The following is a 25,491-nucleotide window of genomic DNA, read 5'->3' as shown; positions in this document are numbered from 1 at the left end:
GGCATTCGACCATGAGTACATCGGCCTTTTCCGCCGTTGAGCGCAACGCAGTCTACCGTGCAATTCGTGAGCGTCGGGATATGCGCCACTTCAGCGGCGGCGTGGTGCCGCCCGAGCAACTGTCGCGCTTGTTGCAGGCGGCGCATCAGGCCCCGAGTGTTGGGCTGATGCAGCCCTGGCGATTTGTACGTATTACCCGGCCTGAGCTGCGCACGGCCATTCACCGGCTGGTGGAGCAGGAGCGGCTGTGCACCGCCGAGGCGTTGGGTGAACGCGCGGAGGATTTTATGCGGCTCAAGGTCGAGGGCATTCTCAACTGCGCCGAGCTGCTGGTGGCGGCCTTGCCGGATGGCCGCGAGCAGCATGTGTTTGGTCGTCGTACCCTGCCGGAAATGGACCTGGCCTCGGTGGCCTGTGCCATTCAGAACCTGTGGCTGGCGGCGCGTGCCGAAGGCCTCGGGCTGGGCTGGGTGTCCTTGTTCGAGCCCTCGGAGCTGGCAGAGCTGCTGGGCATGCCCGCCGGGGCCAGGCCGGTCGCGGTGCTGTGTCTGGGGCCAGTGGAAGCCTTCTATGCCGAGCCGATGCTGGTGGAGCAGGGCTGGACCAGCGTCAGGCCCTTGTCCGAACTGCTGTTTACCGATCAATGGGAGTCGCCATGAAAGGCCCGCAACGCATCGTTTGTCTGTCCACCGAAACCTGCGAGGTGCTCTATCGGCTGGGCGAACAGGATCGAATTGTCGGTATTTCCGGCTTTACCGTGCATCCGCCGCAGGCGCGCAAGGAAAAACCCAAGGTGTCGGCTTTTACCAGCGCCAAGACCGAGAAGATTCTCGCACTCAAACCGGATCTGGTGCTGGGTTATTGCGACCTGCAGGCGGATATCGCTGCCGAGCTGGCGCGCGAGGGGCTGGAAGTACACCTGTTCAATCAACGCGATATCGCTGGCATCCTGCGCATGATCGAGACCCTGGGTGCACTGGTGCACGCCAGCGAGCGGGCTGAGGCGCTGGTCGCCGAGCTGCAGGCCGGGATGGATCGAGTGCGGCAACAGGCAGCGCAATTGTCACGCCGACCCAAAGTGTATTTCGAGGAGTGGGATGGCCCGCTGATCTCGGGCATTCGCTGGGCCAGTGAGCTGATCGAGCTGGCCGGTGGCGAAGACTGTTTTGCTGAACTCAGCCACTATCCCAAGGCCAAACAGCGCTATATCATCGACCCGCAGGACGTGGTCAGACGAGCGCCGGATCTGATTATCGGCTCCTGGTGTGGTAAGCGTTTTCGCCCGGAGCATCTGGCGGATCGGCCGGGTTGGCCAGCGATTCCGGCACTGCGTGACGGGCAACTGTTCGAGATCAAGTCGCCGGATATTCTGCAGCCGGGTATCTCGGCCTTGACCATTGGGCTGGAGCAACTGCACCGCCTGATCCGTGACTGGGATCAGCGTCAATGCTGAACGTCCCGCTGATCCTGGCGGCGCTGGCGCTTGACCACTGGCTCGGTGAGCCGCGGCGCTGGCACCCGCTGGTCGGCTTCGGCGGTTTTGCCGGCTATCTGGAGCAGCGCTTGAATAAGAGCGCTCAACGTCGCTGGCGCGGCCTTCTGGCCTGGGTCTTGGCGGTGTTGCCGCTGACGCTGTTGGCCTGGCTGCTGGCCAGTCTGCCGCAGGTCGGCTGGGTCTTTTCCCTGTTACTGCTGTATCTGGCCATCGGCCTACGCAGCCTGGCCGAGCATGCCAGCCCGGTCAGCGCGGCCTTGCGGGAGGGCGACCTGGCGCGGGCGCGACAGCGCGTGGGTTATATGGTCAGCCGCCAGACCGAGGCGCTGGATGAGCAGGGCGTGGCCCGCGCAGCGACCGAGTCGGTGCTGGAGAATGGCAGCGATGCGGTATTTGCCGCCCTGTTCTGGTTTGCCCTGCTGGGCGCTCCCGGGGTGGTGCTGTACCGACTGGCCAACACCCTGGATGCCATGTGGGGTTACCGCAATGCGCGCTATGACCAGTTTGGCTGGGCGGCGGCACGCCTGGATGACCTGCTCAATTACCTGCCGGCGCGCCTGGTGGCGCTAAGCTACGCGCTCTGTGGCCGCACCCGTCAGGCCCTGGCGTGCTGGCGCAGCCAGGCGCCACAGTGGGACAGTCCCAACGCCGGTCCGGTGATGGCGGCGGGCGCCGGGGCGCTGCATGTCAGTCTCGGTGGTCCTGCTGTCTACCATGGCGCGGTACATGATCGTTCCCTGCTGGGTGCCGGCCCCGCTGCCCAGGCAGCGGATATTGACCGGGCCCTGCGATTGGTGCGTCTGGCGGTGTTGTTCTGGCTGGTGGTTCTGCTGGCGATCTGGGCGGTGCTGCATGCTTGAGCACGGCGGTGGCGTGCGGCAGGCCGCCGAGCGTTTCGGCATCGCCCCGGAAGAGTGGATTGATCTGTCCACCGGACTGGCGCCCTATGAGTGGCCCCTGCCGGCGCTGGCGGTCGAGGATTGGGCGCGCCTGCCAGAGGAACAGGACGGCCTGGAAGCCCTGGCTCAGTCCTATTATCAGGCCGCTCATGTGCTACCTGTAGCGGGCTCGCAAGCGGCGATCCAGGCCCTGCCACGGTTATTTTCTGATCAACTGCGGGTGGGCATTGTCGAGCCCTGTTATGCCGAGCATCGACATGCTTGGGAAAAAGCCGGGCATCAGGTGCTTGCACTGGCTTTGTCTGAGGTTGCCGAACAGTTGTCAGGGCTTGATCTGCTGGTGGTGGTCAATCCAAATAATCCGACAGGCCAGGTGATTGATGTCGAGACGCTGCTGGTGTGGCATCAACGCTTGCATCAGCATGGCGGCTGTTTGTTGGTGGATGAAGCCTTTGCCGACCCGAGGCCGCAGATCAGTCTGGCACCCTACAGTGATAGGCCCGGCCTGCTGGTACTGCGTTCATTGGGCAAGTTTTTTGGTCTGGCTGGCGTGCGCTTGGGCTTTGTATTGGCCGAGCCGGTAGTGCTGTCTTCATTGCGCCGCCTGCTGGGCCCCTGGAGTGTCAGCGGTCCTGCCCGTGCTATAGGCAAGGCGGCGCTGGCCAATCAGATGATCCAGAGCCTGTGGCGGACGCGCTTGCAGCAGGACAGCGCCCGTTTGGTTGCGTTGTTGGCGCGCGCCGGATTAGCGCCAGCGGGCGGCTGTGAACTCTTCCAGTATCTACCCATGGCCGAGGCTAAAGGGCTCTACCTGCACATGGCGGAAAGGGGCATTCTGCTGCGCCTCTTCGATGCGCCTCCGGCCGTGCGCATTGGCCTGCCCGGCACTGAGGCGGGCTGGCAGCAGTTGCAAAGCGCGCTGGAAGAGTATCTTGCTAGGCCGCTCAGGAGTGCCCGCTGATGGCCACGCTGATGATTCAGGGCGCCACCTCGGATGCCGGTAAAAGCACTCTGGTGACGGCACTGTGTCGCTGGTTGCGGCACCGTGGGATCAGCGTTGCGCCTTTCAAACCGCAGAATATGGCGTTGAACGCGGCTGTCACGGTAGACGGCGGCGAGATCGGTCGCGCCCAGGCGGTGCAGGCCCAGGCAGCGCACCTGCAGCCGCACACGGATATGAATCCGGTGCTGCTCAAACCCAATACCGATGTCGGTGCTCAGGTCATTGTGCACGGTCATCCGATCGGTTGTATGGATGCAACCACCTACCATGCCTACAAGCCGGTGGCCTTGCAGGCGGTACTGGCCTCACATGCACGGCTGCTGCAGCAATACCAGACGGTGTTGGTGGAGGGCGCCGGATCACCGGCGGAAATCAATCTGCGTGCCGGGGACATTGCCAATATGGGCTTTGCCGAGGCGGTGGACTGTCCGGTGATTCTGATTGCCGATATCGACAAGGGCGGGGTCTTTGCCCATCTGGTCGGCACCCTGGCGCTGCTGTCCGACAGCGAGCAGGCGCGCATCAAAGGCTTTGTGATCAACCGTTTTCGCGGTGACATCGCTCTGCTGCAGCCGGGTCTCGACTGGCTTGAAGCGCATACCGGGAAACCGGTGCTGGGCGTGCTGCCCTATCTGCATGACCTGCACCTGGAGGCGGAAGATGCCGTCAATGCCAGTCAAGGCGTCAAGCAGGCCAACGCGCTGCGGGTACTGGTGCCGGTGCTGCCGCGTATCAGTAACCACACCGACTTTGATCCTCTGCGTCTGCATCCTCAGGTAGACCTGCAGTTTGTCGGTCCGGGCCAGCCAATACCGGCGGCTGATCTGATCATTCTACCCGGCTCCAAGAGCGTGGCTGCCGATCTGGCTTTTCTGCGCCAACATGGCTGGGATCAGGCGATCAGTCGGCATCTGCGATACGGCGGCAAGCTGCTGGGTATCTGCGGCGGCCTGCAGATGCTGGGTCAGTGCGTGCACGACCCCCTGGGGTTGGAGGGACCTGTGGGAACTGAACCGGCACTGGGGCTGCTGGACTTTGCTACCCGCTTGCAGGCGCATAAGCGCCTGACCCGGGTAAGCGGGCAGCTGCAACTGGATCAGGCGCGGGTCAGTGGTTACGAAATACATGCCGGGCGCAGCAGCGGCCCGGCTCTGGAACGGCCGCTGCTGTACCTCGACAGCGGCGAGGCGGACGGTGTGCTGAGTGCCGACGGGCAGATTGCCGGTACCTATCTGCACGGCTTGTTTGAATCGCCGGCAGCCAGTCAGGCACTGCTGCGCTGGGCCGGGCTGGAACAGGCCCAGGCGCTGGATTACGCAGCGCTGCGCGAGCGCGATATCGAGCGCCTGGCGCAATGCGTCGAGGCGCACCTGAACACCGAGCTGTTATTGCAATGCTGTGGGGTAACTCATGCGTGAATTGATACTAGGGGGCGCGCGCTCGGGCAAGAGTCGACTGGCCGAGCAGTTGGCCAGTGACAGCGGCCTGGAAGTGACCTATATCGCCACCAGCCAGGCACTGGATGGCGAGATGAGTGTCCGGATTGTCGAGCACCAACAGCGGCGGCCCCAACACTGGGCGCTGATTGAGGAGCCCCTGGCGCTGGCTCGGGTACTGCAGCAGCAGGCGAGTGTGAAGCGCTGTCTGCTGGTCGATTGCCTGACCTTGTGGCTGACCAATCTGCTGCTCTGTGATGCGCCCGAGCGTTTGCAGACCGAGCGCGAGGCCTTGCTGGACTGCATTGAAGCCTTGCCTGGGCGGATCATTCTGGTCAGTAACGAGACCGGGCTGGGCGTGGTGCCCCTGGGCGAGCTCAGTCGTCGCTATGTGGATGAAGCTGGCTGGTTGCATCAGGCGCTGGCCCAGCGCTGTCAGCGCGTGCTGTTCTGTGTCGCCGGGCTGCCCCTGGCGGTCAAGGGGCGCTATCCATGACCTTGCGCCCCGAGGCCCATTGGTGGAAAGCGCCGGTCGCTGCATGGCAGCAAGAGGTGCGGGCTGCTGCAGTGCTGCGCCAGACAGAGTTGACCAAGCCTGCGGGCGCGCTGGGTCAACTGGAGACCCTGGCCATCGAACTGGCGGCCATGCAGGGACAGGAGCAGCCTGGTATCCAAGCACCCTGGATCTGCATTTTTGCTGCTGACCATGGGGTGACCGAGGAGGGCGTGTCTGTCTATCCGCAAGCGGTGACCGGGCAGATGCTGGGCAACTTTGCCCGTGGCGGTGCGGCTATCTGTGTGCTTGCGGATCAGTTGGGTGCGACGCTCAGGGTCATGGATCTGGGGCTGGCCACCCCGGTCACTGCCCTGAGCCAGGTCGAGCACCGCCCTATTGCCCCCGGCACCGCCAACTTTACCCGTACCGCTGCAATGACCCATGAACAGTGTCGGCAGGCCTTGCAGGCCGGGCGCGATGCGGTGTCGGCCGCGGCTGCTGCAGATCTGTTTATCGGCGGCGAGATGGGCATTGGTAACAGCACCAGTGCCTGTGCCCTGGCCAGCGCCTTGCTCGAGTTGCCCGCAGCGAAGCTGGTTGGAGCGGGTACCGGGCTGGATGCTGCCGGGGTTGCCCACAAACTGCAGATCGTTGAGCGAGGTCTGGCGTTGCATGCGGCGTATCTATCCGATCCGCTGACAGCCATGGCGCGCCTGGGCGGACTGGAGATAACGGCACTGGCGGGCGCCTACGTGGCGGCGGCGCAACGGGGTTTGCCGGTACTGGTGGATGGTTATATCAGTTCGGTCGCGGCGCTTTGTGCCACGCGCCTGAATCCCGGCTGCCGGAAATGGATGCTGTTCAGTCATCGCAGCGCCGAGCCAGGCCACGTACTAGTGCTGCAGGCCTTGCAGGCAGAGCCCTTGCTGGACCTGGGCATGCGCCTGGGTGAAGGCAGCGGTGCGGCGGTAGCAGTGCCCCTGCTTCGTGCGGCCTGCGCCCTGCATAACCGCATGGCAACCTTTGCCGAGGCCGCTGTGTCGGAGAGACAATCATGCTGATCGAGCTGCTGCGTCACGGTGAAACAGCCCTGGCAGGCACCCTGCGCGGCAGCCTGGATGATGACCTGACCGCCGAGGGCTGGCAGCAGATGCAGCTGGCCTGTCAGGCGCCCGGAGCCTGGACGCGGATTGTCAGTTCGCCGCTGCGGCGTTGCGCGCTATTTGCCCAGGATCTGGCTGAGCAGCTGAACTTGCCAGTCAGCTTTGAGCCGGGGTTGCGCGAGCTGCATTTTGGAGAATGGGAAGGGCGCTCGCCAGCGGAGCTGATGCCGGAGTATTCCGACCGGCTGGCGGCGTTCTGGCGCGATCCCTATCAGTTCAACGCGCCGGGCGGTGAGACAATGACGGCATTCGAGCAACGGGTGCTGGCGAGTATCGATAAACTGGCCGCAGAGCATGCCGACGAGCATCTGCTGCTGATTACCCACGGCGGCGTCATGCGTCTGCTGATTACCCGGGCCCGAGGTTTGCCAAGGGCTGACTTACTGCAGGTCGAGGTTGCACTGGCGCAGCGCGTGCAGCTGCGGTGTGATCCGGCCGGCAGGCTGGAGGCTCTGTGAGGGGCTGGCTGCCGCTGCTGATTGCCGTGCAATTCCTGACGCGTCTACCTGTCAGTCTGTCGCGTCTGCCCGAGCCGCAGGAGAGTGGCCGCTCACTGTTCTGGTATCCGCTGGTGGGTTTGCTGATCGGCATACTGCTGGTGGCACTGCACTGGCTGCTGTCAGGCAGCAACCCCTTGTTGCAGGCGGCCCTGTTGTTGGCAGTCTGGGTCTGGCTAAGTGGTGCCCTGCATCTGGACGGGCTGGCGGATACTGCCGACGCCTGGGTCGGTGGGCACGGCGATCGCGAACGTACTCTGGCGATCATGAAGGACCCGGCCTGCGGGCCTATGGGTGTGATCGCGCTCGTTCTGACTTTGATGCTCAAGTTCGCGGTCCTGACCAGTCTGGTCAGCAGCTCATCAGCCTGGCTGACGCTGCTACTGGCACCCTGGGTCGGTCGTCTGCTGTTGCCGGTTTTGCTGATCAGTACGCCCTACGCTCGTCCCGGTGGTCTGGGCCAGGTGCTGGTCGACAATGCGCCGCCTTCCTTGCTCCGCTGGCTCGCCGTTCATGCGTTGACTATCAGTACAATGGCGCTGGTGGCTTGGGGTGCGCTTGGATTGTTGCCCGTGCTTGCCGTTGCGATATTCACCCTATACTGGCGCCGGGTATTGATACGGCGGCTGGGTGGCACCACGGGTGATACCGCTGGGGCACTATTAGAAATGGCTGAGACGCTGTTTTTGCTGGGTTTTGCTCTACAGTTCTGAACTTTTCTTTATGAGCTTCATCTTACTGTCATGTACGCAGATTAGCGTCATCTACTGGGTCCCATGACTCAGCAGGAAGAACATGAACAGTAATGAGGAAGCAAGAATGAACGACTATGTCGAAGAACTGATGGAGCAGCGCGCCCAGGAATGGGATCAGGAAGTGGAAGACGCCGAAGAGATGTAACAGCTTCGGCGTTTCCGCCGCCGAGTTTTCCCTTATCAAGCCTGCATCAATCCCCCTTGTAATACCGCATTGTTTGACCCGCCCAAGCGTTGCCAAGCCAATTCAGCTTACTCATATCGCCATCAGGCTATTTGCCTGCGTTGCTGCCTGCGAAACTGTCCTGGCGGCTGACCGGTCCAGCGCTTGAAGGCGCGTTGAAAGGCACCGGGTGAGGAGAAACCAAGCAGAAAGGCAATTTCTCCCAAAGCCAACTCGGTATCACGAATATAGCTCACCGCAAGGTCCTGGCGCGTTTCATCGATAATGTCCTGAAAGCGCGTCTGCTCTTCCTGCTGTAGTCGGCGGCGAAGGGTCCAGGACGGCAAGCCCAGTGTGCGTGCCACTTCAGTCAGAGTAGGCAGACGCTGGTGTAGATGTGGTGAGAGTATCTCCTCGACCTTTTCCCGCAATCCGCGCTGTCGACTGAGTTCGTGCAGTTGTGCAAGGCCGATCTGCTCGAGGTGGTGGAAGCTGGCAGGTGCGCGTTGCGGCAGCAGCATGGCTAGACTCTCGGGTTCCCATAACAGCTGATTGTGTTGCTGCTCGAACAGCACCGGGCAGCTGAAACATTCCTCGTAGCGCGCCGCATAGCCGGGTGCAGGAAACTCGATATGCACTGCCGATAGTCTGGCCTTGCCGCCCGTCAGGTAGCGCCCCAGTTGCGCCCGCGAAGCCAGCGCGGAGTCAACGACAAACAGATTGAATGCGTTGTAGGGGCTGATGGAGTAGAAGCGCAGTGCCGGACTGACAAAGCGCGAGTGACCACGGTAATTCTGGCTTGACAGCCGTTCAAAGCGGACCAGTGTGTCGAAGGCTTGGCTCAGGCTGCTGGCGCATTGCGCGGTCAAGCCGGCCAGGCCGAGGTGACTGGCGTGGCTGTGATGCCCCATCAATAGGCCAATGTCTGGCCGGCCGCTCAATTGTATGGCCGCGTTACCCAGGCGCATGAAGCGCGGAATGCTGATTCGTGCCTGCGGCTGGGCCAGTAATTCGGGTGTGATACGAAAACGCTGGAACAGGGGTTCGGGGTCATGGCCAAGGTGATGCAGGGCCGCTTGCAGGCTGTAAAGGTAGCCGACTGAGATATCACCGAGTTTCATAGCGGCCCCGTTACCTTGCATGAGCAGACACACAAATGTAATTCAAAGTTATAAAAATGTCATTCAAGGTGATTGAGTGCGGTCAGGCTCAAGCCTATTGTCTTGCCATAGCATTTGCCGGGCATGTATCCGGTAAAGTCCCCTGATGATGTGATTACCGGAGCAGTCCATGAGCGAATCAACCCTTTATCCGCACTTGCTGGCCCCGCTGGACCTTGGTTTTACCACGCTGCGCAACCGTACCCTGATGGGTTCCATGCATACCGGGCTGGAAGAGCGCCCCCATGGGTTCGAGCGCATGGCGGCGTACTTTGCCGAACGCGCACGGGGTGGCGTCGGCCTTATTGTGACCGGTGGCATCGGTCCGAACGAGGAGGGCAGTGTGGGCCATGGCGCTGCAAAAATGAGCACGCCGGAAGAAGCCGAGCAGCACAAGATAGTGACCAAGGCGGTGCACGAAGCGGGTGGCAAGATCTGTATGCAGATTCTGCATGCCGGTCGCTATGCTTACAGCCCCAAGCAGGTTTCGGCTAGCGCGGTGAAGGCACCCATCAACCCCTTTACCCCCAAGGAACTGGACGAGGAGGGTATCGAGAAGCAGATCAGTGATTTTGTCACCTGCTCGCAACTGGCCCAGAGTGCAGGTTATGACGGCGTCGAGATCATGGGATCGGAAGGCTACTTCATCAATCAGTTCCTGGTCAGCCACGTCAACAAACGCACCGATCGCTGGGGCGGCAGCTATGAAAATCGTATGCGCCTGCCAGTGGAAATCGTGCGCCGCGTGCGTGAAGGTGTGGGTGCCAACTTTATCATCATCTACCGTCTGTCGATGCTCGACCTGATTGAAGGCGGCAGTACCTGGGATGAAGTGGTCATGCTGGCCAAGGCCATCGAAAAGGCCGGTGCGACCATTATCAATACCGGCATTGGCTGGCACGAGGCGCGGATTCCGACCATCGCCACCAAGGTGCCGCGTGCGGCCTTTACCAAGGTCACCGCCAAGCTCAAGGGTGAAGTATCAATCCCGCTGATCACCACCAACCGGATCAATACCCCGGAGGTCGCCGAGCAGGTACTGGCCGAGGGTGATGCGGACATGGTCTCCATGGCACGGCCATTCCTGGCTGATCCGGATTTCGTCAACAAGGCAGCAGCCGGCAAGGCGGATGAAATCAATACCTGTATCGGCTGCAATCAGGCCTGTCTTGACCATACCTTCGGTGGCAAGCTGACTAGCTGTCTGGTCAATCCACGGGCCTGCCACGAAACCGAACTGAACTACATCCCGACCACCCAAGTGAAGAAAATTGCCGTGGTCGGAGCCGGTCCGGCCGGCCTTGCCGCCTCGACCATTGCTGCGCAGCGCGGCCATGAGGTCACCTTGTTTGATTCGGCCGCTGAGATTGGCGGGCAGTTCAATATCGCCAAACGCGTGCCCGGCAAGGAAGAGTTCTACGAAACCCTGCGTTACTTCGGCAAGATGATCGACAAGAATGGCGTCAAGCTGCAGCTTAACAAACGGGTTGAAGCCGCCGATCTGTCTGGCTTTGACGAAGTCATTCTGGCTACGGGGATCAAGCCGCGGACTCCGGATATAGAAGGTATCGACCATCCCAAGGTGCTCAGCTATCTGGATGTCATCCTTGAGCGCAAATCCCTTGGCCAGCGTGTGGCGGTCATGGGCGCCGGTGGTATCGGCTTTGACGTCTCCGAATTCATTACTCATCAGGGCGGCAATCCAAGCCTGGACACCCAGCTGTTCTGGAAGGAGTGGGGCATTGATCTGAATCTTGAGGCCCGTGGTGGTATTGCCGGTATCACGCCGCAACCACATCCGCCTGCCCGCGAGGTTTACCTGATGCAACGCAAGACCAGCAAGGTTGGCGACGGCCTGGGCAAGACCACGGGCTGGATTCACCGTACCGGCCTGAAGAACAAGCAGGTTCACATGCTGAATGCCGTTCAATATCTGAAAATTGATGATGCCGGCCTGCATATCCGTATCGCCGACGGCGAGACGCAGGTGTTGCCGGTCGACAATGTGGTCATCTGTGCCGGTCAGGATCCCTTGCGCGAGCTGCAGGCCGGCCTTGAAGCTGCTGGCAAGACGGTGCATCTGATCGGTGGTGCTGATGTAGCGGCCGAACTCGACGCCAAACGCGCCATTGACCAGGGTTCCCGTCTGGCGGCGGCTATCTGAGCTGCTTCACGTGGACCATCGGCCTGCCCGATGGTCCACGCCTGCCGTGGTATCTCCTGCTCCAACCGGCTTCGCCATGCTGTCGCAGTGACAGTATTGCCAATTGCATCACAATCCTCCATTGCACTTTTCACTACACTTGCGTTCCAAAGTGCAATTGCCAAAAAAAAGCGTAAAGTGACGTAAATGATCAGTGACGGCTGGATGGACCCGGCGTGGAGAACGCAATGAACACAACGCGCAAGCCCTTGCTAACCGAAGCAGTGTTGTTCTTTTCCGAGCGCGGCATCGCCAAGGAGATGTTGTACACGGAGTTTGAAGCCCTGCTCGATGGCATGATGGCCACGCCGGAATTTGCCGACGAAACCATCGAGGCGGTTTTTTTGCAGATCAGCAATCGCTTACATGTGCGCGCGGCGGTATTTTTTACCCTGGATTTCGATCAGCAGGGGCATATCAGCCCGCTCTGGAATATGCCCTTGCGGACGCTTGCCGAAAAAGCTGGGCGTGGACCGGATATGGGCGGCGGGCCTATTCGCCTGGTTTGTCTTGGGTTTAACCCCACGCCGAAATACAAGAATGCGCTATGGAAGCCCGGGCAACGTGATGGTCGCTCCGATCTGGTCTTGATCAAGGAGTCCGTGACGCGCAATACCCTGGGTATCATTGGTGATGATGATGAAGCCGTTGCGGTCATTCCCACCGAACGTCTGCAAATGGCTGCGGAAGATGCCTGGTACGGGGAGAGTAACGCCTATGCAGATACGCCCGCTGAAGCCAAACCCAAACCTGAACCATCAGCTACTGCAAAGCATTTCGAAGTGGAGCGTGCGCTGCATGTGGCCCAGGTCAGCGAGCTGCAAAACCAACTGAAGAGCCTCAGGCAGCAGCGGCAAGCCGAGTCTGATCAGCTCAGACTGCGGCATGCCGAGCAACTGACTGTTCTGCAGGGTGAGCTGAGCGATATCAAGAACGAGCTGGCCCAGCAGCAAAAATTGAACATGGCCCTCAAACGTGACCTGCTGAAACTACAGAATCGCGCGCCAAGCGATGTTGAATAAGTACTGATCACGTTCTGACACGCTTCTTTTGTCCTGCCCATTTGCCAGCCTGCTGCTGGCTGCGGATAATCACACCCCACAGGTTTATTCAGTAACACGGTGAGGTGCTATGGAGCAGTTCCGCAATATCGGCCTTATTGGTCGACTTGGCAGCGGCAGGGTAGTGGATACCCTCAAGCGCCTCAAACGCTTTCTGCTCGACAACGGCCACACGGTCATACTTGAAGACGCCGTTGCTGATCTGTTACCAGGCCACCAGCTGCAGGTTTGCTCACGCAAGATGATGGGTGAAATCTGTGATTTGGTCATTGTGGTGGGTGGCGACGGCAGTTTGCTTGGCGCTGCCCGTGCCCTGTGCCGCTACAATGTGCCGGTGTTGGGCGTAAACCGGGGCGGCCTGGGCTTTCTCACCGATATCTCCCCGGATGATATTGAAACCCGTGTTGGTGACGTGCTCAACGGCAAATACAGTGTTGAGAGCCGCTTTCTGATTGATGCGTTTGTGCGTCGCGATGATGAGCAGCTGGGTACCAGCGAGGCGTTGAACGACGTTGTCCTGCACCCAGGCAAGTCGGCCCGGATGATTGAGTTCGAGCTGTATATCGATGGCCAGTTTGTGTATAGCCAGAAGTCCGATGGGTTGATCGTTGCCACGCCGACCGGCTCAACGGCCTACGCCTTGTCCGCCGGAGGACCGATCATGCATCCGCGTCTGGATGCCATGGTGTTGGTACCCATGTTTCCGCATACCCTGTCGAGTCGCCCCATTGTGGTGGATGCCAACAGCGAACTGAAGATCATCATTTCCAAACAGAATGGTATCTATCCGCAGGTCAGCTGTGATGGCCAGGTGCATATTGCTTGTGCTCCCGGCGATAGCCTGACAATACGCAAGAAGCCGCAGAAGTTGAAACTGATCCATCCACTTGATCACAACTTTTATGCTACCTGCCGTGGCAAGCTTGGCTGGTCAAGCCGTTTGACCGAACAATGAGCATGACCCAGGTCTTGCCCTTTGCCGGCTATGACATCATTGGCGATGTGCATGGCTGTGCCCGGACACTTGAGCGGTTGCTTGAGCAGATGGGGTACAGATGCATTCAGGGGGTATGGTCGCATCCGCGACGTCAGGCGTTGTTTCTTGGTGACATCATCGACCGTGGACCCAGAATCCGTGAGGCGCTGCACCTGGTACATGATATGGTCCAGGCGGGCAGTGCGCGCTGCATCATGGGCAATCACGAGCTGAATGCCCTGGCCTGGACCACACCGGCGCCGCCAGGGACCGGTCGCCAGTTTATTCGTGAGCATACAGACCGGCATCGGCGCATGATAGCTGACACACTTGAGCAGTTTGCCGCCTGGCCTGACGAGTGGGCCTATTTTCTCGAGTGGTTCTATACGCTGCCGTTATTTCTGGATATGGGTGAGTTTCGACTGGTGCATGCGTGCTGGGACCAAAGCCTCATTACTCCTTTTCAGGCGCAGTATGCCGATGGCTGTATCGACCGTGAGTTTCTGGAGTCTGCCCTGGCGCGTGATAGCTTCGCCGCCCAGGTGCTGGAACGATTGCTGCGGGGCATGGATATGCGCTTGCCGCACGGCATGACCATGACCGGGAAAGATGGCTTCAATCGGGCTTTCTTCCGCACCAAGTTCTGGGAAGAAGCGCCGGAAACCTATGGAGATATTGTATTTCAGCCGGATGCGCTACCGGATGAGGTCGCAAGCCGCCCCTTGACTGACGATCAGAAGGCTGAACTGCTGGTTTATGATGCTGAGCAACCCATCCTGTTCGTCGGTCATTACTGGCAAGAGGGTAAGCCGCATCCGATCAGACCCAATCTGGCCTGTCTGGATTACAGTGCGGTCAAATATGGCAAACTGGTTGCCTACCGCTGGGAGGGTGAAACGCACCTGCAGCGTGATCATTTTGTCTGGGTTGACGTCCCGAGACTGGCTTGAGGTGATGATGTATCGTGCTATGGACTGTCCGTTGGAAGAAGACCTGAGTGGTTTGACGCAGTTTCTGCGTGGCCGGGGCGTCGTGCATCGGATCAGCGAGGAAAATGACCGGCAGGTTATCTGGACGCATGACGAAGCAGGTGCCCAGATAGTCCGCGCGCTATACGCACAGGGCGTGCCTGGGCCACATAGGCCCGATGTTCGGCCGCAATCGTCAGGCCTGCACTGGGCGCTGATGCCGCGCAGGATTCCGGTTACGCTGCTGATACTGGCGATCACCGCCGTTGTTGCCTTGCTGACAGGGCTGGGTTCAACGCCGCAGACCATAGTGCACTTCACCATCGTACCCGTGGGGGCTGATGGCTACCTGGCTAGCGAGCTGGATCTTGGCCAGTGGTGGCGCCTGATCAGCCCGATCTTTCTGCATTTTGGCATTATGCATCTGGCCTTCAATGCCCTGTGGTACTGGGAACTTGGTCGACGCATTGAGCTGCGCTCTGGCGGACTGTTTCTGCTTGGCTTGACCTTGTTGTTTGCCCTGGTGTCGAACACGGCGCAATGGTGGGTGGGTGGCAACGGCTTGTTCGGTGGCCTGTCCGGGGTGCTATACGGACTACTGGGCTATTGTTGGCTGTACCAGTGGCTGGCACCAAACGTGCACTTTGATTTGCCACGCGGGGTGGTAACCCTGATGCTGGTCTGGCTGGTGCTATGTCTGAGCGGGTTGGTGACCTTGCTCGGCTTTGGTGCCATCGCCAATACCGCCCATGTCAGCGGGCTTTTGACAGGTTGCGTGGCCGGTTTGCTGGCGGGCGCCGTGCAAAGACAACGAACCAAACTGGATTAACTTGCCGTCGGAGGCTTCCATGACGCAATTCCTCGACATGCTGCGCAGTATTACCCCTGAAGTCTATGACAGTCTCAAGGTGGCTGTGGAGATTGGCAAGTGGCCAGATGGCCGCAAGCTTACCCAGGAGCAGAAAGAACTCTGTCTGCAGGCGATGATTGCCTGGGAGATGGATAACCTGCCCGAAGAAGAGCGCACTGGCTATATGGGCCCGCAGCACTGCAAGTCGGAGAAAAAGGAGATCCCTAACCTGCTCTTCTCGACAGGCCAGGATACTCTTCACTGATGGGGGTCATGGCAGGCGAGGGCAGCATTCGCAAGCTGCGCGGCGAACTGGACAGCCCGGTGCAATACAGTCTGCCGATTGGCGAACAGTTGTTGCCACTGAATCAGGCGCTGGGTAAAACCCTGCGGCTGCACGCCCTTGGCGATATTCACTGCATTCATTGTGGACGCCGTACCAAGAAAAGCTTCAGTCAGGGCTATTGTTATCCCTGCATGACCCGTCTGGCACAGTGCGATACCTGCATCATGAGCCCTGAGCGCTGTCATTACGAGCAGGGGACCTGCCGTGAACCGGCCTGGGGTGAGCAGTTCTGCATGACCGATCATATTGTCTATCTGGCTAATTCGTCCGGTCTCAAGGTTGGTATAACCCGTGCCAGCCAGGTGCCTACGCGGTGGATCGACCAGGGTGCATCCCAGGCATTGCCGATACTGCGTGTTGCCACCCGTCAGCAGTCTGGCTTTGTCGAAGACTTGCTCCGTCAGCAGGTGGCAGACAAAACCAATTGGCGAACGCTGCTCAAAGGCGCGCCGCCTGCACTGGATATGCTCGCCGAGCGAGAGCGCCTGCTGGAAGAGGCGGCACCGGGTATTGCTGATCTGCAGCAGCGCTTCGGTCTGCAGGCTATCCAGTTGCTGGCGAGTGCAGAGCCTCTGGATATCAGCTATCCGGTTCTCGAATACAGCGTCAAGCCACAGTCCGTCAATCTGGAAAAAGACCCTGTGCTTGAGGGCACATTGTTGGGTATCAAGGGGCAATATCTGCTGCTTGATACCGGCGTCATCAATATTCGCAAATATACTGCCTACACACTCTCCGTCAGTGTGTCCTGAGGATCAAGCCATGCGTACCGAACAGCCCAAGACCATTTACCTCAAGGACTACCAGCAGCCCGATTACTGGATTGATGAAACGCACCTCACCTTCGAGTTGTTTGAGGACCACGCCCTGGTGCACAGTCGGCTGGCCATGCGCCTGAACGCAGTCAAAGGGCAGGGTGCTCAGCCAGCACTGGTGCTTGATGGCCAACAGCTGGAGATGATCAGTATTGCCCTGGATGACCGTCTGTTGAGTGCCGATGAGTATCAGTTGGATGAAGATCAACTGACCCTGCAGGTTTCCCAGGACACCTTCGAACTGGCGCTGACGACCCGAATTGAACCGCAGAACAATACCGCGCTGGAGGGGCTGTACAAATCCGGCGGTATGTTCTGCACCCAGTGCGAGGCCGAAGGCTTTCGCAAGATTACCTACTACCTTGACCGTCCCGATGTGATGAGCCGCTTTACCACCACGGTCATCGCCGATGCCGGGGATTATCCGGTCCTGCTGTCCAATGGCAATCCGGTCGCTTCGGGTCAGCAAGAGGGCGGGCGCCACTGGGTAACCTGGGAGGATCCTTTCCCCAAACCGGCCTATTTGTTTGCCCTGGTAGCGGGCGATCTGTGTCTGATTCAGGACAGCTTCACGACCATGACGGGTCGACGTATCGACCTGCGTATCTATGTCGAACCGGAAAACCGTGAACAGTGTGGCCACGCCATGGACAGTCTCAAGCGCTCCATGCGCTGGGACGAGGAGGTCTATGGTCGCGAGTATGATTTGGATATCTTCATGATCGTCGCGGTCAACGACTTCAATATGGGCGCCATGGAAAACAAGGGCCTGAACATTTTCAACTCCAGCTGTGTTTTGGCGCATCCTGATACTGCAACGGATTTGGCCTTTCAACGAGTTGAAGCCGTGGTAGCCCATGAGTATTTCCACAATTGGTCGGGTAATCGGGTGACCTGTCGCGACTGGTTCCAGTTGTCCTTGAAGGAAGGCTTTACAGTATTCCGTGATTCCGAATTCAGTGCCGATATGAATTCGCGCACTGTCAAGCGTATAGAAGATGTCACCTTTCTCAGGGCTAATCAGTTTGCCGAAGATGCCGGCCCAATGGCCCATCCAGTGCGGCCGGATTCCTTTATAGAGATTTCCAATTTCTACACCCTGACGGTCTACGAAAAGGGCGCTGAAGTGGTGCGCATGCTGCATACCCTGTGTGGCGCTGACGGTTTCCGCAAGGGTACCGATCTTTACTTCTCGCGCCATGATGGTCAGGCCGTTACCTGCGATGACTTTGTCATGGCATTGGAAGAGGCCAATGGGCTGGATTTGACCCAGTTCAAACGCTGGTACAGTCAGGCGGGTACGCCCCGGCTGGCCATTGAGGGGCGTTTCGATGAGTCGGCAGGCACTTTCAGCCTGCTCTGTCGCCAGAGTTGTCCGCCGACGCCGGGACAGGCCCAGAAGTTGCCGCAGGTGATACCGCTGCGTCTGGCGTTGCTCGATTCCAGCGGTCGTGAGTTGAGCTTGAAGTTGCAGGGCGAAGCCACAGAGCGGGGCGCTGAAACTGTCCTTTCCGTCACCGAGGCAGAACAGCTGTTTGTGTTCGAGGGCCTGACCGAAGCGCCTTTGCCATCCTTGCTCAGGGGCTTTTCTGCGCCGGTCAAGATGACCTACCCCTATAGTCGCGATGATCGTGTATTTCTGGCCAAGTACGACCCGGATGGTTTTAATCGCTGGGAGGCGGCTCAGGCACTGGCGGTCGAGATTATCCAGGGCCTGATTGGCATTCACCGTGCTGGCCGACCGCTGATGCTGGATCAGCGCTTGCTCGATGTGTTCACGACCGTTTTAAGCGATCAGTGTCTGGATCCGGCCATGGTGGCTGAAATCCTCCGGCTACCCTCCGAGGCCTATCTGGTCGAACTGGCAGATGTTGCTGATATTGACGCCATTCACCACGTGCGTGATTGGGTCCGGCATGAACTGGCCATAAGGTTGGAGCCGCTGATGTGGCCACTCTATGAGCAACTGAATGATCAGGTTGCCTACAGTCCAGCAGCCGACGAGATGGCACGGCGCAGTCTGAAGAACACCCTGCTGGGCTACTTGATGCTCTGTCATTCGGGTAAGGCGGTTGATGTCTGCGTGCGCCAGTATGTTGAGTCCAATAATATGACCGATCGCCAGGCCGCACTGGTCTGTCTGGTCAACTCCACGGCCGAAGAGCAGAAAGCTGCGGCGCTGGCTGACTTTGCCCAGCGCTGGCACGATTACCCTCTGGTCATGGATCAGTGGTTCAGTATCCAGGCAGCCTGCAGTCAGTCGGGGGCTCTGAAACGGGTTGAAGCTTTGATGACGCATCCCGCCTTCAGTCTGCGCAATCCGAACAAGGTGCGTTCTCTGATTGGCGCCTTTGCCAACCAGAACCTGGTCAATTTCCATGCGTTGGATGGCGCTGGCTATGCTTTTCTGGCTGATCGCATTCTCGAACTGGACTCGCTGAACCCGCAGATTGCGGCGCGCTTGATGACGCCGCTGACGCGTTGGCGCAAGCTCGACGAGGATCGTCAGGTGTTGGTAAAAGCCCAATTGGCGCGCATCAGAGCGGCGGAACAGTTATCTGCGGACGTCTTTGAAGTGGTCAGCAAGTCGCTGGCTTAAGTAAGGGGATCTGTCGGATCATATCGATCCGACTGGCTCCGTTCACAAAAGATAACCGAGTGGTGTGTAGTGAAGTTGCCCAAGACGCTGTAATATCATGTTGCCGCGACCCTGCGTCGCAGCATCCGATAACAATAAAAAGGGGTTGATGCATGCGAGGTTCATCTGAGCGGCGCGATTCATTTGTGGTCTTGCAGACACAGGCCTGTAGCCTGTTGCTGGAAGCAATACCCACAAGTACCACCTTTTGATCTGTGCCTGTCATTCAGGGAGGCGCAGAATTGAGCGTGTGCAAGGTCGGCGCAGATCTCCGACTGAACTCCTCAGTTGTTTCAGTTCTGCCACAGCGTGTTCTGGCAGTCTGTGCGTTGCCTGTATTCCAAAAACAATGATCGATGGCTAGTTAGCCTGGAGAGTCGGGATGTCGAATAATGTTCATGAAGCCGAAACCTTTATGGAGCGGCTGGTGTTCAATAACCGTTTGTTGGTTATTGTCCTCTTTACCCTGATCACAATTGTGCTTGGCTACCACGCCAGCAAAATACGCCCCGATACCAGCTTCGCCAAGATGATTCCCTTGGAGCACCCGTTCATCGTCAATATGATGGATCACCAGGACGATCTGGCGAACCTGGGCAACTCCATTCGTATCGCTGTATCCATCAAGGATGGTGATATTTTCACCACCGAGTATATGGAAACCCTCAAGCGTGTAAACGACGAGGTGTTTTTCCTGCCGGGCGTGAACCGTTCTGCCATGCGCTCGTTGTGGACGCCGAATGTACGCTGGACGGAAGTGACCGAATACGGTTTCGACGGTGGTCCGGTTGCCAGCCACCCGGCTTATCTGGATGAAGAGCAGCTTGAAGATCTGCGCATCAATGTGCTCAAGTCGGGTGAGATTGGCCGCATGGTGGCCAACAACTTCAAATCGAGCATCATTGAAGTACCCCTTCAGGAGTTTTATCCGGATCCGGATGATCAGTCCAAACTGATCCCGTTGGATTACGGTTTGTTCTCTGATTTGCTGGAGGAGAAAATCCGTAACCAGTTCCAGGACGAAAACCCGAACATCCAGATCCATATCGTTGGATTTGCGAAAAAAGTGGGTGACCTGATTGAAGGTCTCACTGCCGTGGTTGCCTTCTTCGGCATCGCACTGCTGATTACCTTGGTATTGTTGTTCTGGTTCACCCGTTGCGTGCGCAGTACCATTTCCGTTCTGGTTACCACGCTGGTAGCGGTGGTCTGGCAGTTGGGTTTGATTCGTTTGCTGGGCTTTGGTCTTGACCCTTACTCCATGTTGGTACCGTTCCTGATTTTTGCCATCGGTATTTCCCATGGTGTGCAGAAGATCAATGGTATCGCCCTGCAGTCCGGCGAGGCCGACAACGCGCTTATTGCTGCCCGTCGTACCTTCCGTCAATTGTTCCTGCCCGGCATGATCGCCATCCTGGCCGATGCTGTTGGCTTTATTACCCTGCTGGTCATTGATATCGGGGTTATTCACGAGTTGGCTATCGGTGCCTCGGTGGGTGTGGGTGTGATTGTGTTCACCAACCTGATCATGTTGCCGGTAACCATTTCCTACTTGGGTATCAGCAAGAAGGCGATTGCCCGCAGCAAGGCGGATGCATTGCGTGAGCACCCGTTCTGGCGTGCATTGTCCTACACGGCGCATCCGAAACTCGCACCTTTCCTGGTGATCCTCGCTCTGGTGGGTGGCACAGCTGGCTTCTTCTACCAAAAAGCCAACATCCAGATCGGTGACCTTGATCCAGGCGCGCCGGAACTGCGCCCTGACTCGCGTTACAACCTGGACAATGACTTCATCATTTCCAATTACTCGACCAGCTCGGATGTACTGGTGGTGATGGTCAAGACCGGTCCGGAGATGTGCTCTTCCTACGAAACCATGGAAGCCATTGATCAGCTGCAATGGCACATGAACAACGTGCCTGGCGTGCAGTCTGCCGTGTCGCTGGTGACGGTGGCCAAGCAGGTACTGATGGGTAACAACGAGGGCAACCTCAAGTGGCAGACGCTGTCGCGCAACCAGGACAACCTGAACAGTGCCGTCAGCCGCGCACCTGAAGGCATGTTCAACAATACCTGTTCGTTGGCTCCGGTCATGATCTTCCTTAACGATCACAAGGCAAAAACCTTGAGCGATGCGGTCAAGGCCGTTCAGGAGTTTGCGGCGGAGTATGACACCGAGGACCGTAAGTTCCTGCTGGCGGCTGGTAACGCTGGTATCGAAGCCGCAACCAACGAGGAAATTGCCAGCTCTGAGCTGACTATCCTGCTGCTGGTTTACGTCTGGGTTGGTGTCATGTGTTACTTCACCTTCCGGTCACTGCCGGCAACCATCTGCGTGGTACTGCCGCTGGTGTTGACCTCGGTGCTGGGTAATGCACTGATGGCCTTCCTGGGGATCGGTATGAAGGTGGCAACGCTGCCGGTTATTGCCCTGGGTGTGGGTGTCGGGGTGGATTACGGCATCTATGTCTACAGTCGCCTTGAGAGTTTCCTGCGCGCGGGCATGCCGTTGCAGGAAGCCTATTACGAGACGCTGCGTTCAACCGGTAAGGCCGTACTTTTCACCGGTCTGTGTCTTGCCATTGGTGTGGCAACCTGGGTCTTCTCGGCAATCAAGTTCCAGGCTGATATGGGCCTGATGCTGACCTTTATGTTCCTGGTCAACATGATCGGCGCCATTCTGTTGCTGCCGGCACTGGCCCGCTTCCTGATCAATCCGGAAAAAATGGCCGCTGCATCCAAGGGTATCAAGCACTGATAACCGATATCGGAGCGTTTCTACCCTCAGGTTGAGGCGTTCCGATTTCAGCGCAATGGGCATGCTGTTCGCTCGTTGGTAGCAGTGCAGGAATTAACAAAAGATAACGGTGGCCGGTTGGCACTGCCAGCTAAAGCCCGTTACTATTATTTGACCGCTGTGGCGGTTGCCATGCTTGTCCGGTGTGACAGGTTTCCTATAAGAATAAGGGGGAATGGTGTATGCGTGAGCCCATCGAGCGGCGCGCTTTATCTCTTTGTCAGTCAGGCAAAGGTCGCAAAACTTCTCTGTCTCGTCAGATTCTGATGGCCCTGAGCTTTTCGGCTGCTTTGGCTGCACCTACAGGTTTTGTCCTCGCGCAGGATGCAGAACCGGTAACAACCCCGGCTGTCATGTCCGAGAAGGCGACTGAAGTGTTGCTTCTGGATATTGCCCGGGCTGGCGAACGACTGGTAGCTGTGGGCAGCCGTGGACACATCGTCTATTCCGATGACCAGGGTGTAACCTGGACGCAGGCACCTGTGCCTACCCGTCAGATGCTGACAGCCGTTTACTTCAGTGACGAAAATCATGGCTGGGCAGTGGGTCACGACTCGCTGATTCTTCACTCCAGTGATGCAGGTCAAACCTGGACCATGCAATACCGTGATCCGGCCCTGGAAGAAGAGGTGCAGGAAGGCGGCTTGCTTGAGCGCCCTCTTATGGATGTCTGGTTCCGTGATAACCAGACCGGCTTTGCTATTGGTGCCTATGGCATCTATTTGCGTACGGATGACGGCGGCGAAACCTGGGAAGATCTGACTGACGACATCGATAACCCGGATGGCTTCCATTACAACGCTATTTCCGAGATCGCCAATACCGGCTTGTTCATGGTCGGTGAGATGGGCACCATGTATCGCTCTGCCGATTACGGTGACACCTGGGAGGCTTTTGATCCCTACGAAGACGTCCCCTATGACGGCTCATTGTTTGGCGTAAGTGGTACTGGCGAGCAAGGCGTTGTGTTGGCCTGGGGCCTGCGCGGCAATATGTTCCGTTCTGAAGACTTTGGTGATAACTGGCAGCAGGTCAGCTTGATGACCCCCGGTAATGGTCCGGTCGAATCTACCCTGTCAAGTGGGAGCTTGTCCCGCGAAGGTAAGCTGGTGGTCGTCGGAACGGGTGGCGTTGTACTTACCAGTGATGATCGTGGTCGTACCTTTAACGTGACTGTGCGTTCGGATCGTGTGGCCCTGGCATCTGCCAAGTCGCTGCCGAATGGCAACATGTTGTTGGTTGGTCAGCCCGGCGTATTCAAAGCCGGCCCAGATGGAAGCCCCGCCGCTCAATAAAAAACAGATACCAGGAGACTCTGGATGTCCACGCATAAGGAGACCGCTCCCCTCGTGGAGCGGTTGATCTTCAATCACCGCTTGGTTGTATTACTCATTTTTGCGCTGTTAACGCTGTTCTTCGGCTACCAGGCAGCGCAAGTGAAGCCCGATACCAGCTTCGAGAAAATGATCCCTCTGAAGCATCCCTATATCGTCAACATGCTTGAGCATGAGGATGATCTGGCCGGGTTGGGCAACTCCATACGCATTGCCGTAGCCATCGAGAATGGCGACATCTTCTCAACCGAATATATGGAAACCCTCAAGCGCATCAATGACGAGGTGTTCTTCCTGCCGGGCGTAGACCGCTCCAACCTCAGGTCGCTCTGGACGCCCAATGTGCGCTGGACGGAAGTGACCGAGTACGGCTTTGACGGCGGTCCGGTGGCCAATCGTCCGGCCTATCTCAGCGAAGATGACCTGGATGAGCTTCGGGAGAATGTCCTCAAGTCGGGTGAAATCGGCAGGCTGGTGGCGAACAACTTCAAGTCCACTATCATTGAAGTGCCTTTGCAGGAATCCTTCCCCAATCCCGACAACCAGTCTGAGCAGATCAAACTGGATTACGGGGAATTCTCGCGCTTGCTGGAAGAGAAGATCCGTAACGAGTTCCAGAACGAAAACCCCAATATCAGTATTCACATTGTCGGTTTTGCCAAAAAAGTCGGTGATCTGATCGAGGGAATCATCAAGGTAGTGATGTTCTTCGGCGCGGCCCTTTTGATTACCTTTGTTCTACTTTTGATCTTTACCCGCTGCCTCAAAAGCTCATTAACCACGCTGCTGTGCTCGTTAATCGCCGTGGTCTGGCAACTGGGGCTGTTACGGACCATGGGCTTTGGCCTTGACCCCTATTCCATACTTGTACCTTTCCTGGTCTTTGCCATTGGTATCTCCCACGGGGTGCAGATCATCAATGGCATGGCGATTGAATATGCCAATGCCGATGATGCCAATACTGCAGCTCGCCGGGCCTTCAGGGCCCTCTACATTCCGGGCATCGTTGCGCTGGTGTCGGATGCTGTTGGTTTTGTCACACTGCTGTTGATTGAGATCGAGGTAATCCGCGAGTTGGGCATTGCTGCCTCAGTCGGTGTGGGTGTGATTATTCTTACCAACCTTATGTTGTTGCCGATCCTTATGTCCTACATCGGCATCGGCAAGCGGGCAATAGAGCGCAACCGTGATATGGCATCGCGGCCACAGGGTCTATGGGTCCAGGTTGCCAAATTTGCCCATCCCAAGGTGGCGCCGGTATCTGTAACGCTGGCCGTCATAGCCTTTGCCTTTGGTATCTATCACGGCAAAAACGTCGAGATTGGCGATCTTGATCCGGGTGCGCCGGAGCTGCGTCCGGACTCGCGTTATAACCTGGACAACGATTTCATTATCAACAATTACTCGACCAGCTCGGATGTACTGGTTGTGATGGTGAAAACGCCCAAAGAAATGTGTTCGGCCTATGAGACCATGGAAGCAATCGACCAGCTTGAATGGCGCATGCAGAATTTGCCTGGCGTGCAGTCAGCTGTATCCATGGTGACGGTAGGTAAACAGGTAATCATGGGGAATAACGAGGGCAGCCTCAAATGGCAGACTTTGTCGCGTAATCAGGACAATTTGAACAATGCCATCAGCCGCGCCCCCTCTGGCATGTTCAACGCCTCTTGCTCCTTGGCGCCGGTCATGCTGTTCCTTGAGGACCATAAGGCCGATACCCTGACGCGGGTTACCGATGAGATCGAGGCCTTCGCCGCCGAGTACAACACCGAAAACCTCGAGTTCAAGCTGGCAGCAGGTAACGCTGGCATTGAAGCGGCGACCAACGTGGTCATCGAGGCTTCCCAGACCAAGATGTTGCTGACTGTCTATGCGGTAGTCATCTTCATGTGTCTGCTGACGTTCCGCTCATTGCGGGCCGTGCTTTGCATCATTATCCCCTTGGCGCTGACATCGGTTCTGGCCAATGCCCTGATGGCGTTTCTGGGGATTGGGGTCAAGGTGGCAACGCTGCCCGTGATCGCCTTGGGTGTGGGTATCGGTGTGGATTACGGTATTTATATCTACAGCCGGCTTGAGACCTATCTGCGTCAAGGCTTGCCTTTGCAGGAAGCCTACTACGAAACGCTGAAGACGACAGGTAAGGCGGTGACCTTCACTGGCTTCACTCTGGCTATCGGGGTAGCGACCTGGATCTTCTCGGCGATCAAGTTCCAGGCCGACATGGGCATCCTGTTGACCTTCATGTTCCTCTGGAACATGTTCGGTGCCTTGTGGTTGCTGCCAGCCCTGGCACGCTTCCTGATTCGCCCGGAGAAGCTGCGCAGCTGATACGCGCAGCCAATAAAAAACCGCCCAACTCGGGCGGTTTTTTATTCCAGCTTCCAGCTTCCAGCTTCCAGCTTCCAGCTTCCAGCTTCCAGCTTCCAGCTT

General features: G+C 58.1%; 21 protein-coding genes. 20 read left to right on the top strand and 1 reads right to left on the bottom strand.

Going from position 1 to position 25,491, the window contains the following annotated elements; all coding sequences use genetic code 11:
- Positions 1 to 11: 11 nt before the first annotated feature.
- From bluB to AC27HQ_RS13205, 9 genes are read left to right on the top strand one after another with little or no spacing between them, the layout of a single operon-like run.
- On the top strand, positions 12 to 659 hold the full coding sequence (gene bluB / locus AC27HQ_RS13245) for a 5,6-dimethylbenzimidazole synthase (RefSeq protein WP_487156653.1): 648 nt from the start codon (positions 12 to 14) through the stop codon (positions 657 to 659).
- Entirely contained in the window at positions 656 to 1,453 is a 798-nt protein-coding gene (locus tag AC27HQ_RS13240; RefSeq protein WP_487156652.1) for a cobalamin-binding protein, read from the top strand. The genes bluB and AC27HQ_RS13240 overlap by 4 nt, the downstream gene beginning before the upstream one ends.
- Positions 1,447 to 2,355: an adenosylcobinamide-phosphate synthase CbiB gene (gene cbiB / locus AC27HQ_RS13235; RefSeq protein ID WP_487156651.1), complete on the top strand. Its 909-nt coding sequence runs from the start codon at positions 1,447 to 1,449 to the stop codon at positions 2,353 to 2,355. Before AC27HQ_RS13240 ends, cbiB begins: the two co-directional genes overlap by 7 nt.
- Entirely contained in the window at positions 2,348 to 3,355 is a 1,008-nt protein-coding gene (gene cobD, locus AC27HQ_RS13230) for a threonine-phosphate decarboxylase CobD (RefSeq protein ID WP_487156650.1), read from the top strand. Before cbiB ends, cobD begins: the two co-directional genes overlap by 8 nt.
- Complete coding sequence (locus AC27HQ_RS13225) at positions 3,355 to 4,815, top strand: cobyric acid synthase (RefSeq protein WP_487156649.1); 1,461 nt, start codon at positions 3,355 to 3,357, stop codon at positions 4,813 to 4,815. The genes cobD and AC27HQ_RS13225 overlap by 1 nt, the downstream gene beginning before the upstream one ends.
- Positions 4,808 to 5,329: a bifunctional adenosylcobinamide kinase/adenosylcobinamide-phosphate guanylyltransferase gene (gene cobU / locus AC27HQ_RS13220; RefSeq protein ID WP_487156648.1), complete on the top strand. Its 522-nt coding sequence runs from the start codon at positions 4,808 to 4,810 to the stop codon at positions 5,327 to 5,329. Before AC27HQ_RS13225 ends, cobU begins: the two co-directional genes overlap by 8 nt.
- On the top strand, positions 5,326 to 6,390 hold the full coding sequence (cobT, locus tag AC27HQ_RS13215; RefSeq protein ID WP_487156647.1) for a nicotinate-nucleotide--dimethylbenzimidazole phosphoribosyltransferase: 1,065 nt from the start codon (positions 5,326 to 5,328) through the stop codon (positions 6,388 to 6,390). Before cobU ends, cobT begins: the two co-directional genes overlap by 4 nt.
- Positions 6,384 to 6,950, top strand: a complete 567-nt coding sequence (locus AC27HQ_RS13210; RefSeq protein WP_487156646.1) for a histidine phosphatase family protein — start codon at positions 6,384 to 6,386, stop codon at positions 6,948 to 6,950. The genes cobT and AC27HQ_RS13210 overlap by 7 nt, the downstream gene beginning before the upstream one ends.
- The gene (locus tag AC27HQ_RS13205) at positions 6,947 to 7,702 is read left to right on the top strand and encodes an adenosylcobinamide-GDP ribazoletransferase (RefSeq protein ID WP_487156645.1); all 756 of its coding nucleotides are present in this window, start codon (positions 6,947 to 6,949) and stop codon (positions 7,700 to 7,702) included. The genes AC27HQ_RS13210 and AC27HQ_RS13205 overlap by 4 nt, the downstream gene beginning before the upstream one ends.
- Positions 7,703 to 8,011: 309 nt before the next feature.
- Here the strand turns inward: AC27HQ_RS13205 and AC27HQ_RS13200 are convergent, their stop codons facing one another.
- Positions 8,012 to 9,028, bottom strand: coding sequence for an AraC family transcriptional regulator (locus AC27HQ_RS13200; RefSeq protein WP_487156644.1), 1,017 nt, complete (start codon positions 9,026 to 9,028; stop codon positions 8,012 to 8,014).
- Positions 9,029 to 9,197: 169 nt separating this feature from the next.
- Here AC27HQ_RS13200 and AC27HQ_RS13195 point away from each other — a divergent pair, with 169 nt between their 5' ends.
- The 11 genes from AC27HQ_RS13195 (at position 9,198) to AC27HQ_RS13145 (ending at position 25,389) form a co-directional block, all read left to right on the top strand.
- Positions 9,198 to 11,231, top strand: a complete 2,034-nt coding sequence (locus tag AC27HQ_RS13195; RefSeq protein WP_487156643.1) for an oxidoreductase — start codon at positions 9,198 to 9,200, stop codon at positions 11,229 to 11,231.
- A gap of 227 nt (positions 11,232 to 11,458) precedes the next feature.
- On the top strand, positions 11,459 to 12,292 hold the full coding sequence (locus tag AC27HQ_RS13190; RefSeq protein WP_487156642.1) for a hypothetical protein: 834 nt from the start codon (positions 11,459 to 11,461) through the stop codon (positions 12,290 to 12,292).
- 109 nt (positions 12,293 to 12,401) lie between these two features.
- Complete coding sequence (locus AC27HQ_RS13185; RefSeq protein ID WP_487156641.1) at positions 12,402 to 13,286, top strand: NAD(+) kinase; 885 nt, start codon at positions 12,402 to 12,404, stop codon at positions 13,284 to 13,286.
- Positions 13,287 to 13,288: 2 nt separating this feature from the next.
- Positions 13,289 to 14,257 (top strand): metallophosphoesterase, encoded by a 969-nt coding sequence (locus AC27HQ_RS13180; protein WP_487156640.1) that lies wholly within the window; start codon positions 13,289 to 13,291, stop codon positions 14,255 to 14,257.
- Position 14,258: 1 nt separating this feature from the next.
- Complete coding sequence (locus AC27HQ_RS13175; protein WP_487156639.1) at positions 14,259 to 15,104, top strand: rhomboid family intramembrane serine protease; 846 nt, start codon at positions 14,259 to 14,261, stop codon at positions 15,102 to 15,104.
- 19 nt (positions 15,105 to 15,123) lie between these two features.
- Positions 15,124 to 15,390 (top strand): YeaC family protein, encoded by a 267-nt coding sequence (locus AC27HQ_RS13170; protein ID WP_487156638.1) that lies wholly within the window; start codon positions 15,124 to 15,126, stop codon positions 15,388 to 15,390.
- Between the two features lie 8 nt (positions 15,391 to 15,398).
- Positions 15,399 to 16,223, top strand: coding sequence for a DUF2797 domain-containing protein (locus tag AC27HQ_RS13165; RefSeq protein ID WP_487156735.1), 825 nt, complete (start codon positions 15,399 to 15,401; stop codon positions 16,221 to 16,223).
- Between the two features lie 10 nt (positions 16,224 to 16,233).
- Positions 16,234 to 18,885: an aminopeptidase N gene (gene pepN / locus AC27HQ_RS13160; RefSeq protein ID WP_487156637.1), complete on the top strand. Its 2,652-nt coding sequence runs from the start codon at positions 16,234 to 16,236 to the stop codon at positions 18,883 to 18,885.
- 421 nt (positions 18,886 to 19,306) lie between these two features.
- The gene (locus tag AC27HQ_RS13155) at positions 19,307 to 21,682 is read left to right on the top strand and encodes an efflux RND transporter permease subunit (RefSeq protein ID WP_487156636.1); all 2,376 of its coding nucleotides are present in this window, start codon (positions 19,307 to 19,309) and stop codon (positions 21,680 to 21,682) included.
- 221 nt (positions 21,683 to 21,903) lie between these two features.
- A complete protein-coding gene (locus AC27HQ_RS13150) occupies positions 21,904 to 23,016 on the top strand; it encodes a WD40/YVTN/BNR-like repeat-containing protein (RefSeq protein WP_487156635.1) in 1,113 nt (370 codons plus the stop codon).
- Positions 23,017 to 23,040: 24 nt separating this feature from the next.
- Positions 23,041 to 25,389 (top strand): efflux RND transporter permease subunit, encoded by a 2,349-nt coding sequence (locus AC27HQ_RS13145; RefSeq protein ID WP_487156634.1) that lies wholly within the window; start codon positions 23,041 to 23,043, stop codon positions 25,387 to 25,389.
- Positions 25,390 to 25,491 lie beyond the last annotated feature (102 nt).

The organism is Halopseudomonas sp. 4NH20-0008 (genome assembly GCF_057548395.1).
This window is presented reverse-complemented; position numbering and strand designations above follow the sequence as displayed.

Excerpts from the sequence above, each read along its gene's own strand:
- bluB (WP_487156653.1), top strand. The coding sequence starts at position 12 with ATGAGTACATCGGCCTTTTCCGCCGTTGAGCGCAACGCAGTCTACCGT.
- AC27HQ_RS13145 (WP_487156634.1), top strand. The coding sequence starts at position 23,041 with ATGTCCACGCATAAGGAGACCGCTCCCCTCGTGGAGCGGTTGATCTTC.
- AC27HQ_RS13225 (WP_487156649.1), top strand. The coding sequence starts at position 3,355 with ATGGCCACGCTGATGATTCAGGGCGCCACCTCGGATGCCGGTAAAAGC.
- AC27HQ_RS13155 (WP_487156636.1), top strand. The coding sequence starts at position 19,307 with ATGTCGAATAATGTTCATGAAGCCGAAACCTTTATGGAGCGGCTGGTG.
- AC27HQ_RS13195 (WP_487156643.1), top strand. The coding sequence starts at position 9,198 with ATGAGCGAATCAACCCTTTATCCGCACTTGCTGGCCCCGCTGGACCTT.
- AC27HQ_RS13210 (WP_487156646.1), top strand. The coding sequence starts at position 6,384 with ATGCTGATCGAGCTGCTGCGTCACGGTGAAACAGCCCTGGCAGGCACC.
- cobU (WP_487156648.1), top strand. The coding sequence starts at position 4,808 with ATGCGTGAATTGATACTAGGGGGCGCGCGCTCGGGCAAGAGTCGACTG.
- cobT (WP_487156647.1), top strand. The coding sequence starts at position 5,326 with ATGACCTTGCGCCCCGAGGCCCATTGGTGGAAAGCGCCGGTCGCTGCA.
- AC27HQ_RS13200 (WP_487156644.1), bottom strand. The coding sequence starts at position 9,028 with ATGAAACTCGGTGATATCTCAGTCGGCTACCTTTACAGCCTGCAAGCG.
- AC27HQ_RS13190 (WP_487156642.1), top strand. The coding sequence starts at position 11,459 with ATGAACACAACGCGCAAGCCCTTGCTAACCGAAGCAGTGTTGTTCTTT.
- cbiB (WP_487156651.1), top strand. The coding sequence starts at position 1,447 with ATGCTGAACGTCCCGCTGATCCTGGCGGCGCTGGCGCTTGACCACTGG.
- AC27HQ_RS13170 (WP_487156638.1), top strand. The coding sequence starts at position 15,124 with ATGACGCAATTCCTCGACATGCTGCGCAGTATTACCCCTGAAGTCTAT.
- AC27HQ_RS13240 (WP_487156652.1), top strand. The coding sequence starts at position 656 with ATGAAAGGCCCGCAACGCATCGTTTGTCTGTCCACCGAAACCTGCGAG.
- AC27HQ_RS13165 (WP_487156735.1), top strand. The coding sequence starts at position 15,399 with ATGGCAGGCGAGGGCAGCATTCGCAAGCTGCGCGGCGAACTGGACAGC.
- AC27HQ_RS13185 (WP_487156641.1), top strand. The coding sequence starts at position 12,402 with ATGGAGCAGTTCCGCAATATCGGCCTTATTGGTCGACTTGGCAGCGGC.
- AC27HQ_RS13180 (WP_487156640.1), top strand. The coding sequence starts at position 13,289 with ATGACCCAGGTCTTGCCCTTTGCCGGCTATGACATCATTGGCGATGTG.
- AC27HQ_RS13150 (WP_487156635.1), top strand. The coding sequence starts at position 21,904 with ATGCGTGAGCCCATCGAGCGGCGCGCTTTATCTCTTTGTCAGTCAGGC.
- cobD (WP_487156650.1), top strand. The coding sequence starts at position 2,348 with ATGCTTGAGCACGGCGGTGGCGTGCGGCAGGCCGCCGAGCGTTTCGGC.
- pepN (WP_487156637.1), top strand. The coding sequence starts at position 16,234 with ATGCGTACCGAACAGCCCAAGACCATTTACCTCAAGGACTACCAGCAG.